The organism is Granulicoccus phenolivorans DSM 17626 = NBRC 107789 = JCM 15570 (genome assembly GCF_000423085.1).
GTDB lineage: Bacteria > Actinomycetota > Actinomycetes > Propionibacteriales > Propionibacteriaceae > Granulicoccus > Granulicoccus phenolivorans.
The window spans coordinates 110,055-126,042 of sequence record NZ_AUHH01000007.1; the positions used below are offsets into that span (position 1 = coordinate 110,055).

At 70.7% G+C, this 15,988-nt stretch carries 9 protein-coding genes and 1 tRNA gene; 4 read left to right on the top strand and 6 right to left on the bottom strand.

The features are described 5' to 3' along the window. The first annotated feature begins 41 nt into the window (after positions 1-41). From G531_RS0102975 to G531_RS0102990, 4 genes are all read left to right on the top strand, one after another. Positions 42-2,111, top strand: a complete 2,070-nt coding sequence (locus tag G531_RS0102975; protein ID WP_145978735.1) for a DUF6049 family protein — start codon at positions 42-44, stop codon at positions 2,109-2,111. 89 nt (positions 2,112-2,200) lie between these two features. Beyond that, the gene (murJ, locus tag G531_RS24305) at positions 2,201-6,400 is read left to right on the top strand and encodes a murein biosynthesis integral membrane protein MurJ (RefSeq protein ID WP_145978736.1); all 4,200 of its coding nucleotides are present in this window, start codon (positions 2,201-2,203) and stop codon (positions 6,398-6,400) included. 89 nt (positions 6,401-6,489) lie between these two features. Next, positions 6,490-7,065: an RNA polymerase sigma factor SigM gene (gene sigM / locus G531_RS20065; protein WP_245630507.1), complete on the top strand. Its 576-nt coding sequence runs from the start codon at positions 6,490-6,492 to the stop codon at positions 7,063-7,065. Between the two features lie 125 nt (positions 7,066-7,190). Beyond that, positions 7,191-7,619, top strand: a complete 429-nt coding sequence (locus tag G531_RS0102990) for a hypothetical protein (protein WP_026926111.1) — start codon at positions 7,191-7,193, stop codon at positions 7,617-7,619. 84 nt (positions 7,620-7,703) lie between these two features. Here G531_RS0102990 and G531_RS0102995 read toward each other — a convergent pair whose 3' ends face one another. The 6 genes from G531_RS0102995 to gyrA all read right to left on the bottom strand — a co-directional run bounded on the left by G531_RS0102995 (position 7,704) and on the right by gyrA (position 15,958). Then, positions 7,704-8,654, bottom strand: a complete 951-nt coding sequence (locus G531_RS0102995; protein WP_051214973.1) for a pirin family protein — start codon at positions 8,652-8,654, stop codon at positions 7,704-7,706. A 31-nt stretch (positions 8,655-8,685) separates the two neighbouring features. Then, complete coding sequence (locus G531_RS0103000) at positions 8,686-10,599, bottom strand: GH25 family lysozyme (protein ID WP_026926113.1); 1,914 nt, start codon at positions 10,597-10,599, stop codon at positions 8,686-8,688. A gap of 267 nt (positions 10,600-10,866) precedes the next feature. Next, positions 10,867-11,982 (bottom strand): hypothetical protein, encoded by a 1,116-nt coding sequence (locus G531_RS0103005; RefSeq protein ID WP_145978737.1) that lies wholly within the window; start codon positions 11,980-11,982, stop codon positions 10,867-10,869. A gap of 86 nt (positions 11,983-12,068) precedes the next feature. After that, positions 12,069-12,142 (bottom strand) — tRNA-Ile (locus G531_RS0103010). Between the two features lie 79 nt (positions 12,143-12,221). Then, on the bottom strand, positions 12,222-13,316 hold the full coding sequence (locus G531_RS24310) for a DUF3566 domain-containing protein (protein WP_051214974.1): 1,095 nt from the start codon (positions 13,314-13,316) through the stop codon (positions 12,222-12,224). Beyond that, positions 13,313-15,958, bottom strand: coding sequence for a DNA gyrase subunit A (gyrA, locus tag G531_RS0103020; protein ID WP_035757070.1), 2,646 nt, complete (start codon positions 15,956-15,958; stop codon positions 13,313-13,315). Before gyrA ends, G531_RS24310 begins: the two co-directional genes overlap by 4 nt. Positions 15,959-15,988: the final 30 nt, after the last annotated feature.

The following is a 15,988-nucleotide window of genomic DNA, read 5'->3' on the forward strand; positions in this document are numbered from 1 at the left end:
GAAGCCGTAGTTTCAGAGGTCCCCCAACTACACTGACCGCCGTGAGCCGAGTTCGTCGTGGCAGCACCCGCCTGGTGCTGATCGTGTTGCTGGCTCTGCTGACCCTGGCGCCGCTGCTGGGCGGCCCCGACGGGGCCGTCCCGATGCCGGCCGCGTACGCCGCCGACACCACCCAGCAGGTCGGCCTGACCTTCACCGAACTCTCCCCCGCGCTCCCCGGGCCCGACGGGACCCTGACGCTGCGCGGCACCGCGACGAACAACACCGATCAGCCGGTCACCGATCTGCAGGTGCTCTTCTGGCGTGATCGGACACCCCTGAACACGCGCGCCGACCTGGCCTCGGCGCTGGCCAGCGACGCCGGTACGCCGCTGGGCCGCCGGATGACCTCCGACGGCGCCTTCCAGACCCTGACCAACGAGCAACACCCCGAACTCGCCCCTGGGGAGAGCCTCCCGTTCGAGGTGCGGGTCAAGGTCGCCGACCTGGGTCTGGGGGTCGGGAACTACCTGATCGGCGCGCATGCCCTGGGGCAGGTCGGCCGCGGCGGGAACCAGACCCTGGGCCGGGGCCGGACCCTGGTCACCGTGCCGGCGCGCACCGTCACCCCGGCGACGGTGACCGCTCCCACGATCGCGATCCTGAGCAGTCCCCCCTCGATGATCCGGGAGGGCGTGTTCAGCGACGACCACCTGTCCGACGACCTGAGCGAGGGCAATCGCCTGCACCAGCTCATCCGGATCGCCCAGCGCAGCGATGTCTCCTGGGCGATCGACCCGAACCTGATCCGGGAACTGACGATAATGAGCGACGGCTATCAGGTGCAGACCCCCGACGGCCTGCAGGAGGGAGCCGGCGCCGATCAGGCCCGGGCGTACCTGACCCAGCTGGCGAACCTGCCCAAGGATCGCGGCTACCGGCTCCTCGCGGCGGTTCCGGACCTGAACACCCTGGCCGACCAGCCCGATCAGTCGCTGCTCACCCAATCGCTGGCCGCCACCTCGGAGTTCACCGAGTACAACGGGTTGCCGTTGCTCGCCTACCAACCCGGCGGAGCGCTGTCGAACGACACGATCCCGCTACTGGAACGCATTCGGCCGGCGGCGATCCTGGCCTCCACCACCGTCGGGGACCAGTCCGTGATCGGTTCCCTCGCCGGCGCGCCGGTGATCGGTTACGACGCCGACCTGCTGTCCGGCGGCCCGGGCCCGCAGCCGGCCGGGACGGTGGTACAGCGGACGCAGCGGTTGCTCGCCGAGGGGTACCTCACCGCCACCCTGGACCCGAAACCGACCCAGGTGCGGGTGCTCACCTCCGCGGAGGATGCCCGCGCCGAGGTGGCGGCCCAGGCCCCCTGGACCCGCTCCCAGCCGCTGCAGACCCTGGTGCGCGAACGCCCTCCGAGCGGCGGTACCACCCAGTTCGAGTACACCGCCGCCGACGCCGCCGCGCAGTTGAATCCGATTCAGCTCGGCCGGATCTCGACGCTCAACGAGCAGTACGCCGCGTACCTGCAGGTGATGGTCGACCCGAGCGAGTTGCAATCGGTGGTCGCCCGGTCGCTGCTGCGGGCGCACAGCGCGTGGTGGCGGGGCAACCCCACGGGTTTCGCCGGCTATCTCGACCCGCAGACCGAGTTTCTGGACGGGCTGATCCGCGGGTCGGAGGTCTCGGTGTCCTCGCAGCCGTCGGTGATCATGTCGGGGCAGACCGGCTCCTTCCCGGTGACGGTGACCAATCGGTTGGACCGTGACGTCCAGGTGTCCCTGGTCTTCGACTCCGACGCCCCGCAGCGGCTGCGGATCGACACGGTGACCGATGTGATCGTGCCCAGTGGCCAGTCGGTCACCGTCCCGATCCAGCCGCGCGCCAGCGTGAACGGGCCGGTGCAGGTCACCGCCCAGGTGTCCACCCCGGGCGGGATCCGCCTGGGTCATCCGATCCGGCTCACCGTCGAGGCGACCAACTTCGGCCAGATCGGCTGGATCATCGTCATCGCGTCAGGACTCGTGCTCCTGGCCGCCACAGCGTTACGGATTCGGCAGGTTACCCGTGAGAGACTTGCCGGAGCCCAGCCGAACGACCAACCCGGGGGAGGTAATCGGGAGTGACCGATCCACACGGCGAGATCACCACCGATCCAGCACAGGCCAGGTGGCGAGGCACGCCTCCCGCCGGCCGGGATGACCTCCCCGACACGGTGCCTCTCTCGACCTCGGACCAGCCCACGCAGCGCGACCGCCGGGCGCCCGACTCGTGGGCCCCGGCCGACAGCCCGGACGAGCCCGAGGCGGTACGCACCCGGCCGCTGCCGACGCCACCGCTGACCCGGCAACAGGGCACTGCCCCGGTCAACGCCGACGCCGAAACCGCGGCACTGCCGGTGGTCGCCGACGACGCGACCGCGCCCCTGCCCTCCGGCGGGACCGGGCAGGCGCCGCACGGCGGGACGGGGAACGGGCCGGTGTCCGCAGCGGACGCGGAGACCACCGTCCTGCCGGTGGTCGATCCGGTGTCGGCGGGTTCGGCTCCCGAGGCGCCGGATCGGTCGATGTCGCCGCGCTCGGACGGCGACCGCCCCGACCCCGACTCCCCCGCCGACGGCCCTGACTCCCCCGGCTCCGACTCGGCCGACTCGGCCGACTCGCCCGGGCCCGACTCGGGCACTGCCGACCGCGACGGCGGGCGGGCCGCGACCTCGCGCCTGCTCTCGGCCGGGGCGCTGATGGCAGCCGGCACCATGGTCTCGCGCATCCTCGGCTTCGTCCGGGTCGCGCTGTTGGCGTTCGTGCTCGGCAACGGCACCCGCCAGGCCGACATGTTCAACATCGCCACCACGATCCCGACCAGCCTGTACATCCTGTTCGCCGGTGGTGCGCTGAACACGGTCCTGGTGCCGCAGCTGGTCCGCGCGGCCAAGAACGACGCCGACGGGGGTGAGGCGTACACCAACCGGATCATCACCGCCTTCAGCCTGCTGATCGGCGCGGTCACGCTGATCCTGACCGTCGGCGCCCCGGTGGTCACCACGATCTATTCCGCCGACGCCTGGCGGGCGCCCGAGCTGGCCGAACACTGGAAGTCGATGGTGTTCCTGGCGTACCTGTGTATGCCGCAGGTGTTCTTCTACGGCGTGTTCTTCCTGCTGGGTCAGGTGCTGAACGCCCGCGACCACTTCGGCCCGATGATGTGGGCCCCGATCGCGAACAACATCATCCAGTTGCTGGTGCTGGGCCTCTATCTGGGGATCTGGGGCACCTCCGACGGCGCGTCCCCGTTCACCGGACCCCAGGCCGGCCTGCTCGGTGGCGGCGCCACCTTCGGCATCATCGTGCAGTCGGCGGTGATGGTGATCTGGCTGCGCAAGATCGGCTATCGGTACCGTCCCCGGTTCGACCTGAAGGGTCAGGGGCTGGGCCACACCTTCCATCTGGCCAAGTGGACCCTGGGCTTCGTCGCGGTCAACCAGCTGGTGCTGGTCGTGGTCGACCGGTTGGCGACCTCGGCGACCGCGGGCGGGTCGGGGGCCGGTCTCACGGTCTACAACAACGCCTACCTGATGTTCGTCCTGCCGCACTCGCTGATCACGGTGTCCCTGGCCACCGCGATGCTGCCCTCGGCCTCCCGGCTGGCCGCCAACGGGGATCTGGCCGGCGTACGCGAGGAGACCCTACGGACCATCCGGTTGGCCACCTCCCTGGTCCTGCCCGCTGCGGTCGCCTTCCTCGCCCTGGCCCATCCGGTGGTCCGGCTGCTGTTCGGTCACGGCGCCGGGGCGGAGGACGCGGCGTACGTGGGCTGGACGCTGATGGCGTTCGCGATCGGCCTGGTCCCGTTCACCGTGCAATACATCTGTCTGCGGGCCTTCTACGCCCTGGAGGACACCCGCTCGACCTTCTTCATCCAGATCGCGATCGGCGCGGTGAACGTGATCGCCGGGGTGGGGATCGTGTACGCCGTGGGCGACCCCGCCTGGGTGGCACCGAGCCTGGCCCTGGCGTACTCCCTGTCCTATGTGGTGGGCCTGGCCATCTCCTTCCACCAGTTGAGCCGCAAGCTGCCGGACCTGCGCTTCGCCGTGGTCGCCAAGCATCTGCTGCGGGTGTTCCTGGCGGTGGCCCCGGCCGGGCTGCTCGCCTGGGGGATCACCACGCTGCTGGCCAGCGACTCGGTGCTGATCGAGGCGGCCGTGCTGCTGCTGGCCGCGGTGGTCGCCCTGGTGGTCTTCTTCGCGCTGGCCCGCCTGATCCGGATCACCGAGGTCACCAGCATGCTCGACGCGGTCCTGCGCCGGGTCCGCCGCCGCGGTGGCGGTTCGGGCGGTTCGGGTGATTCGGGTGATTCGGGCGGTTCGGGCGGACCCGAGGGGCCGCCGGGACCGGACGGGGACGACCCCGGGACCGGCCCCGCCGCCGATCCCGATGCCGAGGCCGAGACCCGCGCCCTCAGCACCGCCGCGACCGAACTCGGATCAGGGCAATCGGCCGCCGCTCCGGGACTCCCGGAGGCCGACTCGGGCACCCTGCCCCTGCCGCGCGACACCGGCGCGGATGGCACCGACGAGTACGCCGGGAACCCGGCCGGGGAGGACACCCTGGATCCGGGACCGCCGACCGATCCGGGCCCCAGCCCGGCGTACCCCGTGGCCCCGGCGGCGACCCCGCAGCCGCGCTACGCTATGCCGATGTACGCCGATCGCCCCGCGAGTGCCGCGTCGGCGGGTGAGGATCCCGACACCGAGGAGACGAATCCGCTGGAGGTCGGCGACGCGGCCGACGAGGACTTCCACCCGATCGGCGGCCGGGTCGGCGACACCCTCGGCAATCGGTACCAACTGCAGGAACTGCTGGTCCGCCGGCCCACCAGCGAGACCTGGCGGGCGCTGGACGACATCTTGTCCCGGTCGGTGCTGATCCACCGGCTGGCGCCCGAGGATCCCAACAACCCGCTGATCATGAACGCCGCGCGCCGGGCAGCCGCCGCGACCGACGCCCGGTTCCTGCGCGTGCTCGACGTGATCGAGGAGGACCCCGCCGGTCCGTTCGTGGTCTGCGAGTTCGTCCCCGGGGAGAATCTGGCCACCCTGCTCACCGCCGGGCCGCTGAGTGCCCTGGAGGGCGCCTGGGTGGTCCGCGAGGTCGCCGATGCGCTGGCCGGGATGCACGCCCAAGGCCTCTATCACCGCCGGATCTCGCCGGACACGGTGGTGATCACCGCCGCCGGTGGGGTGAAGATCGTCGGCTTCCTCCTGGAGGCGGCGATCGAGGAGCCCGGCACCGTCGATCAGGATTCCGCGGAGCAGGACACCACCGACCTCGGCCGGTTGCTGTACGCCACCCTGGTCTCCCGCTGGCCGGGCGGACCGGCGTACGGGCTGGCCGCGGCACCGACCGGTTCGGACGGGACCTGCCTGACCCCGCGTCAGGTCCGGGCGGGCGTCTCGCCGGCGCTGGACGGAATCTGCGACCGGATCCTGTCCCTGTCGCCGCGCCAGCACGGCCGCCCGATCACCTCGGCGAAGGACGTGGCCGCCGAACTGAGCGCGGTCCTCGGGACCGCGGACGCCTCCCACGATCTGGAGCGTCGGCTGCGCTACCCGGTCCAGGTGGTCACCTTCGGGGAACCGGCGGTCCCGGCCCGCTCGGCCCGCAGCCCGCACACCCCTGCCGGGTCGGTCCCGGGCTACGGTCCCGGCGAGATCGATGCGGACGCCACCGCCCCCCAGCAACCGATCGACCTGGCCGGGCCCGACTATGAGCCCGAACCGGTCACCGACCCGACCCGTCCGGTCCACCGGCCCCCCAGCGGCCGCCACCAGACCTGGCGCCCGTGGCTGCGGATCCTGGTCGCGGTGGTGATCGGCATCCTGATCTGCTCGCTGATCGTGGTCGCGGTGACGCTGAACCGGAACCGATCCGGCACCACGGCGCCAAAGGCGGCCACCGGGCCGGTCGTACTGTCGATCACCGGAGCCAAGGACTTCGATCCCGAGGGCGCCACCCGCGAGGAGAACCCGGACCAGGTGGCCCTGTCCCATGACGGCAACCCGAGCACCGCCTGGCACACCGTCGTCTACAACGCCGCGAACCTCTCCGGGAAGTCCGGGGTCGGGGTGTATTACGACCTCGGCCGCGAGGTCGCCGTGTCCCAGGTCCGGCTGACCCTGGTGGGCACCGGGACCAACGTGCAGATCCGGGTCCCGGACCGGGCGGGGGACGCCGTGCCGACCGATTCCGCCACCCAGTGGCGCACTGTCGGGGAGGCCGACCGGACGCAGGAGACCACCGAGATCGCGGTCAGCCAGGTGAGCACCCGGTACGTGCTGGTCTGGCTCACCTCGATTCCCGGTACGCCCGGCAACTATCAGGGCGGAATCGCCGAAGTCGAGTTCATCGGATAAGGTCGCCGGGTGACCGGAGCCCCGCCGGCCGCTCCGATCCCCCGGGGATCAGCCAACTCCGCGCAGCGCGCCCGACGGGAAGGATGCCGGTGACCGACCCGCGTGACGACACCACGTTGCTCAAGGATCACGTGGCCGGTGATCCGCACGCCTTCGAGGTGTTGCTCGCCCGCCACCGCGATCGGCTGTGGGCGGTGGCGCTGCGGACCATGCGCAATCCGGAGGACGCCGCCGATGCGTTGCAGGAGGCGTACATCTCGGCCTTTCGGCGCGCGCACACCTTCCGCGGCGATGCCAAGTTCACCACCTGGATGCATCGCATCGTGGTCAATGCCTGCCTGGACCGGATCCGGCGCAACAAGGCACGCAGCACCGACCCGCTGCCCGAGCAGCCGGATCGGCTGGCCGAACTGACCGCCACCTCGAACACCCAGGACGCGATCGACGCCAAGGAAACCCACACCGATGTGCTCAACGCGCTGAGCCGGATCAATCCCGACCAGCGCGCCGCGATCGTGCTGGTCGACATGGAGGGCTACAGCGTCGAGGAGGCCGCCACGATTCTGGGCTGCGCGACGGGTACGGTAAAGAGTCGTTGCGCACGGGGCCGGGCCAAGCTCGTTCCGCTGCTGCAGCACATGCGACCCGCCGGGACCGGCCGGTAGCCGATCGTGGCCGACCGACCGCGCTCGGTGACCGCGCAAAAAGTGACGCGGCGGGCGGAACCGTCCGACGGGTCCGCCTCGTCAGATACGAGCCACAGCCGTGGCTTCCCCCGGAAGGACTGACCGTGACCGTTGATTCCCCCGGTTCTGCGCACGACTCCGCTCATCCCGAGCAACTCCCCGACACCGACCATGTCGATCTGGACGCGATCGCCGATGCCGACGAAGATCTGCCGACCCCGGAACGGGCGGCCCGGGTACGGCGGCATCTGATCGGCTGCCCCGAGTGTGCCGCGATTGCCGCGATTCTCGCCGAGACCTGCGCGGCGGTGGCCGCCGATCCGGCGCCGGCGATGCCCGATGCGGTCTTCGAGCGGTTGTCCGAGGTGGTCCGGGCCGAGTCGGCTCGCCGCCGCTCGGGGCTGCTGTCGGCCGAGGAGCAGGCGTCCCGGACGCAGGCGGCCAAGCGCACCGCGCTCGGCAGCTTCGGGGAGAACCCCTCCTACGGGCGCAAGTCGATGCGGCAGTTCCAGCCCGGCACGACCGAGCGCTGAGCCCCCGCCGGGGAACACCGAAGCACCCGGCGACCGAGTGTCGCCGGGTGCTTCATGTCGTGGTTGTGGGCCTGCGGGCGGGCGTCAGCGCCGCTCGCCGTAGCTACTGCCGCGCCGATTGCGGGTCTTCAGGCGTACGTTCGGCAGCTGCGGCGCGGGGATCCGATCGGTCGTCCCGACATACCCGGGCACCTCGCCGAAGCGGTCGCCGTGGGCCTGCCACTCCTCCCGGAAAGCGACGATCTCGTCGTGGGTGCGGCCGACGAAGTTCCACCACATCACGATCTCCTCGGTGAACGGCTCCCCGCCGAGCAGGATCAGGCGTACCGGCCCCGGCCCCGCGGTCAGGGTGAGGGTGCGCTCGCCGGGCTCGAGACAGGCGAGGTCCGCGTACGCCAGGGCGGTCCCGTTGACGCTCAGCTCGCCACGGTCGAGCAGAATGCCGTACTCGAAGGACGGATCGATCTCCAGTACGCAGGTGGCCCCCGGCACCAGATCGAGCTGGGCCCCCAGCAGCGGGGTGAAACTGTGCACCGGCGCCGCGTCGACCCCGGCCAGGGAACCGACGAAGACCAGGGCCGTGCCCGCGGCACCGGGCAGCGGTGCCGGTTCGGGAACGTGGTGCTGGAAGCCGCGTTCCCCGTGCCGGTCGGCGTCCGGCAGAACCACCCACAGCTGAACTCCGTGCAGGATGCTGGTCGCCGCGGTGCTGACCTCGGAGTGCGCGATCCCGGCGCCGGCCGACATCAGGTTCATCTCGCCGGGGCGGACCTTGGCGATCACGCCGCCGGTGTCGCGGTGCTCGATCTCACCCTCGAAGAGCCAGGAGACCGTCTGCAGGCCGGTGTGCGGGTGCGGCGGGACGTCCATGCCGCCCTCGTTGCCCGCCTTCACCGGGGTCGGGCCGTAGTGGTCGCAGAAGCACCAGGCCCCGACGAACGAGCGGTCGCGGTGCGGGATGGTCCGCCGCACGTTCAGGGCGCGTACGCCGCCGAGCGGCACCTCACGGGCGGACAGGATCTGGATTTCGCTCACCCCTGGGACTGTACCCGGCGAGGCCGGCGGTTCAGCGTCGGGGAGACCTCGGGCGGGCGGGCGGCAGCTTCCCCTGCGGGCCGGGACCGTACGCCGCCACCCGCTGCGGCTTCGCCTGCCGGGATCGGCCCACGATCAGGGCCACCCCACCGCCGGCCAGGGCCAGGGAGGCGATGGCGCCGAGGATGATCACCGGAGCGCTGGTGCGGCCGGCCAGCGGCGTACTCAGGTTGATGCCTTGCGAGGCAACCTCACGGTCATTGGTGCCCGCGGCGTCCGGGTTGCCCGGGTCGCCGAGTTGGATGCCGGGTTCGGCATTCTGGTCCGGCGCCGGCTGCCCCCCGGTGGTCCCGGGGTCGCCCCCGGTGTCCGCGGGAGCGCCATTGGGCGCATCGGCCGGGGCGGTATCGCCCTGGGTCACCGGCGGCGCCGGGACCGTTTCGGGCTGGCCGGCACCCGGGTCCTGCGGGGCACCGGGGTCCTGCGGGGCACTGGGGTCGCTCGGCTGGGATCCGTCGGCCGGGGGCGGTACCTGGGTCCCGGGATCCTGCGCGGGCCCCGACTGCGGTTCGACCGGCGGCATCGGCTGTTGCCCGCCGGGATCTGCCGGCAACGTGGGTTCCGGGGCTGACGTGCGCTGGGGGGCTGACGTGCGCTGGGGGGCAGAGGAGGGCTGCGGGGCGGGCTGGTTGCCGCCGTCGGTGCGGGACTCGGTCCGGCCCTGCGGAGCCTGCTGCGTCTTCGGCTGCTCCTGGGCCGGGGCCGGCTGCTGGGTCTTCTTCGGCTGCTCCTGCGCCGGAGCCGGCTGCTGAGTCTTCGGCTGTTCCTGGGCCGGGGCGGGCTGCTGGGTCTTCGGTTGTTCCTGGGCCGGGGCCGGCTGCTGGGACTTCGGCTGCGTCTTCGGCTGCTCCGACGGCGGCTTCGGTTCAGCCTTTTCGACCGGCGGCAGGGTCGGCGGCAGCGTGACGGTGGTCAGCGAGGGCGATGCCTTGGGCGAGACCCGCGGGGTGCCGACCGGACTGCTTTCGGTCGCCGAGGGAAAAGCAGAAGTCGGCGAGGCCGGCGAGCTGGGTTTGACCGTCGAGCTCGGTTTCGCCGTCGAGCTCGGTTTCGCCGTCGGACTGGGCTTGGCCGTCGAGGTGGGCGAGGCCGTCGCGGTCCGGCCGGGTGCCGCGCTCGGCGACGGCGTCGCCGCCACCGGCGGCCCCGGCTGCGTGCTGTTCGGATCCTTCGCGAACGCGGCGAGTTGGGCCCCGGTCCCGTTGAAAACGTTGATCCCGAGCTTCTGCTCGGTGTTGCGGTACTGGTGGAAGGTGAAGTCGCTCCACGGCTTCGGCACCTCCGGGTTGCGCACCTCCCAGCGCGCGATCCACAGCGGCATCTGCTGCAGCACCGGATGATCGGTGCCGACGCACTTCTCCAGGTAGCTCTTGCTGGCGTGCAGCATCGGGTAGCGGCCGCTCTGGTGCTGATATGCGGTCGCGAACTCGCTCAGCCAGGTGCCCAGCTCGGCCCGGGACTTTCCGAAGCACTGCTGGTTCAGTTCCGGTTGATCGGCGAGTTCGACGGTCCCGGGAAGGGTACGCCCATCGTTGTGCCAGGCACCGCCGTTGGCGAGGAACTGACCGGCCTGGGTCGCGCCGTCACTCTGGTCCGGGCGGGCGAGGTGGGAGGCGCCCCGGATCAGGCCGGCCTCACCGGCTCCGCGCCAGTTGCGTGCGAACTTCGCGTCGGTGTCCTTACCCGTGGTGGCCCGGATCAGGGCGAAGGACCACTGCTGTTGCTTCGCCCTGCCCCAGTCGAAGTCCCCCTGCAGCCGGGAGATGTCGGGGCCCTGGGGACCGGAGCGGTAGTCGGCAGCGCCGGCAAGGCTCACCCCGAAACCGGAAAGGCCGATGCCCACGGCAACGACTCCGGCGGCCAGGCGCTTGGTCGACAGCTTCACGATCGATTCCCTCCGGCAGGCTCGCGAGCCCGCGATTGACCCAAGAACAGGGCCCACCCTAGGCAGCGGGCGGAGCGCACACCCAGCCTCGGGGCAGGGAAGTTTCCGGGCAGCCGACGATCGTGTCCCGATCCTGACTCCAGTCGGCGAAATCAGGCCCCGCACGGCCGATTCGAAGCTGCTGGAGTCAGTTTTGGCCCACCCGGACACCGCAACCGGCCCCGGCTCTCGACTCCGGCCCCGCCTGACCCGCCCCGGCGCTCCGGCTCAGCCGACGCCCTCCAGGGCCTTGACCTGGTCCGCGCTGTCCCCCGCGTCGGCCGACGCCACGACCAGGAAGCGGCCCACCCCGATCAGACACCGCTCCTTCTTGTCCTCGACCGAGACGCGTTGGCAGACCGCCCGGTGCGCATTGATCCGGGTCTCCCGCGGCGGGAACTGATACGAGGCGGTCGGATCCACCGTCAGGATCCGGTCCACCGCCGTCGCATCGGCATAGGCCAGCACGGTGTTCCGTCCGCGCAGCTGCGCCTGCAGGTCCCGGTCGCGGAACTCAGGGGCGATCAGCGCCGTGGCATCCACTCCATCGGTTCGCCCGGCCACCTGGATCTGCTCCGGCGCCCAGTCCCGCCCGGCGATCAGGGGCACCCGATCGGCCAGCGACGGATAGGTCGCCGGCAGGGGGGTCCCGGTGACCCGGGCCATCGCGGTAATGGTCTGTTGCAGCAGCGGGCGCAGCTTCTCCCGGGCACTGTCGGCATCGGCCCGGGGCAGGCAGCCGAAGCTCGCCTCCAGGGTGGTCTGCCCGATCCGGGCCACCACGCTGAGAAAGACCGGGTCCGGAACACGACAACCCTGCGCGTTCGTCCCGGCGTACCAGAGCACCTCATCGGCACCGGGCAGCGTCTCCCGCGCCAGCACCGGATTGGCCGCGTAGCCCTGCCAGAACGTCCCGAGCCGATCGGGGGCAGCCCACTCGATCACCTGCAGCGGGTGGGTGGTGCGGTCGAACAGCCCCCGCCCGGCCGCGGGCCAGACCGCGGAGGTTTCGTTGACCGTGGTCCGGAACCCGGCCCGCAGGCCGGCCGGGGCATTCTGGGGCGGGTCCGCGCGGGTACCGGGATCCACGGTGTACAGCGGGGTCAGCCACGGGTCGCCGGGATCGGTCAGTTGCCAGGCCTCCACGTACTGGCGGGTCCGCGCCACCGAGGCCACGGTGGGATCGCTGGTCGCCAGCGCCGCCACCGGCTTGCCCTCCGGCCACGGGCTCGGGGTCCGGCGCCCCTGTTGGTGCTGGAGGTAGAGCCCGACGCCGAGTCCGAGGATCAGCAGGCTGATCAGGACCAGCACCGCCGGAACCAACGCTCCTCGAAATCTCCGCACGATCCAGCAGCCTAGTCGACGGACCGAAACGGCTCCGGAACCAGAAAATCCCTCCCGGTACCAGGCCCGGGAGGGATTTCGGAGGGTGCGCCCAGCTGGACTTGAACCAGCGACCTCTGCCTTATCAGGGCAGCGCTCTAACCGCCTGAGCTATGGGCGCGGGGCCGATCATCGATCAGCACCGAGGGAAAACATTACTGGAAGATCCCCCCGGTGCCAAATCGAGACCGGGACCTCGCTCAGTCCTCGGCGAGGGTGACCTCGAGGCCGCCGATCATCGCCGAAGCCAGGTTGTACAGGAAGGCCGCCAGCGTTGCCAGCGCGGTGAAGATGATCACGTCCACGAACGCGATGATCGCCGCGGTGCCGAGCACCTTGGAGGTCGGGACGTAGTCCTGGATCCGGAACTGGGTGGTGTCACCCGGCACCTGGACGATGTCACCGATCAGCTTGTTCATCGCGTCGAACAGGCCGGACTGACCGATCACCGTCCACACGACCAGCACCGCCACCCACAGCACCACGCCGGCAGCAATCGAGAACAGGAAGGACGTCTTCAGCACCGACCAGGGATCGACCTGGGAGATCCGCAGCCGGGCCTTGCGGGTACGCCGCGGCGCCCCCAGCTTGCGGGTCTCCGGCTCGGCGGTGTCCTCCTTGACCGGAGTCATCTCCGCCGAGGCGAGCACCTTGGCCGTATGCTCCTTCAGCTTGGCGGCCAGACCCGAGGCCTTGTCCCCGGCCGAGCGCGCCACCCCGGCCACCCCGGCCACCGCACTGGGCCGGGTCGCCTCGCCGGACCGGGCCTCAGCGGGAGCACTGGGCGGAACCGGCGCCACGGCCCGATGCGAGGTCTGCTGACCCGGCGGGGGCACGACGGTACCCTGAGCGCCGCCACCGGCCACCGGGGCGACCGGCTGCTGCGCCCCGGGCCGGGGGCCGCTCTGCTGCCCCGGCATCGGGCTGCCCGGCTGGCGCTGGCTGACCTGGCTCGCCTTCGGGGCACTGACCGCGGACGCCTTCGGCGCCCCAGTGGGCATCGGGCGCGGGGCGGTCCCGTTCCCGACGCCGGCAGGCTGCCCTGTGGCCGGTTGCGCGCTGGTCGGTTGCGCGTTGGTGGGCTGGGCGTTGGTGGGCTGAGCAACCGGGGCGGTCCCCCGCGGGGTCTCGGCGAACGACGGGCGCGTGCCCTCGGCAGCGGATTCGCTGTTCGGCTTGGTTCCACTGCTGCGACCCATGATCCGGTCGGCACGCGACTTGGCGGATTCTTTGAATCCGGAGTTACGGATAGCAGTCTGGTCCAGGGGCGTACCTGAGTTCTTCTGCTCGGTCACCGCTCATTCTCCTCGGCCTCGTCGGCTTCCTGACCCGCTCCCGGATCAGTGCTCGGCTCCCCATCATGCTGCACGTCCGCCTCGTCGGTCGACCCCGACACCTCGGGGGCCTCATCCTCGTCGTCCATCGCAGCTTCCGGGTTCACCGCGATCAACGATACGGCGTCGTCCGAATTTACCCCGACAAACTTGACGCCCATCGTGTCGCGCCCCTTGACCGGAACCTCGCTGACCAGCGATCGGGTGACCTGTCCGGACTGCTTGATCGCCAGGATTTCATCGCCGGCGACGACCACGATGCCACCGACCAGGGAGCCGCGCTGATCGTTGAGCCGCATGGCCTTGATGCCCAGCCCGCCGCGGCCCTGGACCCGATATTCCTCGACCGCGGTCCGCTTGGCGTACCCCCCGTCGGTGACGGTGAACACGTACAGCTCGGACTCCTCGGTCTCCTGCCGGATGATCGACATCGACAGCAACTCGTCGTCCTCGCGGAACTTCATCCCGGTGACCCCGGAGGTGGCCCGACCCATCGGGCGCAACTGGGCATCGTCGGCGGCGAACCGGATCGCCTGCCCCTTGCGGGAGATCAGCAGCACGTCGTCCTCGGCGTTGACCAGTTGGGCCCCGACCAGGCGATCCTCCTCGGCGCGGAAGTTGATCGCGATCACCCCGGCCGCCCGCGGCGAGTCGTAGGCGGACAGTTCGGTCTTCTTGACCAGGCCCTGGTTGGTCGCCAGCAGCAGGTATTGCGCATCGTCGTAGCCGGTGATCGCCAGCACCTGCGCGATCCGCTCGTCGGGCAGGAAGCTGAGCAACCCGGCCACGTGCGCGCCGCGGGCGTCCCGGCCGGCCTCGGGAATCTGCCACGCCTTGATCCGGTACACCCGGCCCATGTTGGTGAAGAACAGCAGCCAGTGGTGGTTGGAGGTCGCGAACAGGTGTTGCACCTCGTCGTCGGCGCGCAGCGATGCCCCGCGTACGCCCTTGCCGCCGCGCTTCTGGACCCGGTACAGATCGGTCCGGGTGCGCTTGACGTACCCGCCGTAGGTGATGGTGACCACCACGTCGTCATCGGGGATGAAGTCCTCATCGGACATGTCCCCGTCGGCCGCCACGATCTGCGTACGCCGGTCATCGCCGTACTTGGCGACGATCTCGCCGAGTTCCTCGGAGATGATGGTCCGCTGCCGCTCCGGGGAGGCCAGGATGTCCTTCAGGTCGGCGATCCGGGCCTCGATCTCGGCCAGGGTGTCGAGGATCTTCTGCCGTTCCAGGGCGGCCAGCCGGCGCAGCTGCATGTCCAGGATCGCGGTGGCCTGGATGTCGTCGATCTCGAGCAGTTCCTTCAGGCCCTCGCGCGCGGCGTCGGTGTTCGCCGAGCGGCGGATCAGCGCAATGACCTCATCGAGGGCGTCCAGCGCCTTGGCCAGACCGCGGTAGATGTGGGCCTGCTCCTCGGCCTTCTGCAGCCGGAACCGGGTGCGGCGCTGGATGACCTCGACCTGGTGCTTCACCCACAGGCTGATGAACTGGTCCAGCCGCAGCGTCCGCGGCACGTCGTCGACCAGCGCCAGCATGTTGCAGGAGAAGTTGTCCTGCAACTGGGTGTGCTTGTACAGGTTGTTCAGCACCACCCGCGGCTGGGCGTCGCGCTTGAGCACGATGACCAGGCGCTGTCCGGTCCGCGCGGAGGTGTCGTCCTTGATGTCGGCAATGCCCTGGATCTTGCCGTTGTTGACCAGCTCGGCGATCTTCTGGGCCAGGTTGTCCGGGTTGCACATGTACGGCAACTGGGTGACCACCAGCTGTTGGCGGCCGTTCTTGTCCTCCTCGATGTCGACCACCGCGCGCATGGTGACCGAGCCGCGCCCGGTGCGGTACGCCTGCTCGATCCCGGAGCGGCCGACGATGGTGGCACCGGTGGGGAAATCCGGGCCCTTGACCCGCTGCATCGAGGCCTCGAGGAGTTCCTCGTCAGTCGCCTCGGGGTGCTCCAGGGCCCACTGGACCGCCTCGGCGACCTCGCGCAGGTTGTGCGTGGGAATGTTGGTCGCCATCCCGACCGCGATCCCGGTGGAGCCGTTGACCAGCAGGTTCGGGAAGCGCGCCGGCAGCACGACCGGTTCGGAATCGCGGTTGTCGTAGTTGGGCCGGAAGTCGACGGTGTCCTCGTCGATATCGCGCACCATCTCCATCGCCAGCGGCGCCATCTTGCACTCGGTGTACCGCATCGCCGCGGCCGGGTCGTTGCCCGGGGAGCCGAAGTTTCCCTGCCCGTTGACCAGCGGATGCCGCATCACCCACGGCTGGGCCAGCCGGACCAGGGTGTCGTAGATCGCGGAGTCACCGTGCGGGTGGTACAGACCCATCACCTCGCCCACGACCCGGGAGCACTTGTTCCAGCCCCGGTCGGGGCGGTAGCCGCCGTCGTACATCGCGTAGATCACCCGCCGGTGCACCGGCTTCATGCCGTCGCGTACATCCGGCAGGGCCCGGCCCACGATCACGCTCATCGCGTAGTCGAGGTAGGACTTCTGGATCTCCTCCTGCAGCTCGACCAGTTCGGTGGTCCCCTTGGCGGGGGGCACGATCGCGTCGCTGCCCTCCGGCTCCGCGGGCCCCTGGGGGGTATCAGTCATCGGCTGGGTTCCTTACTTCGCGACCGCCGG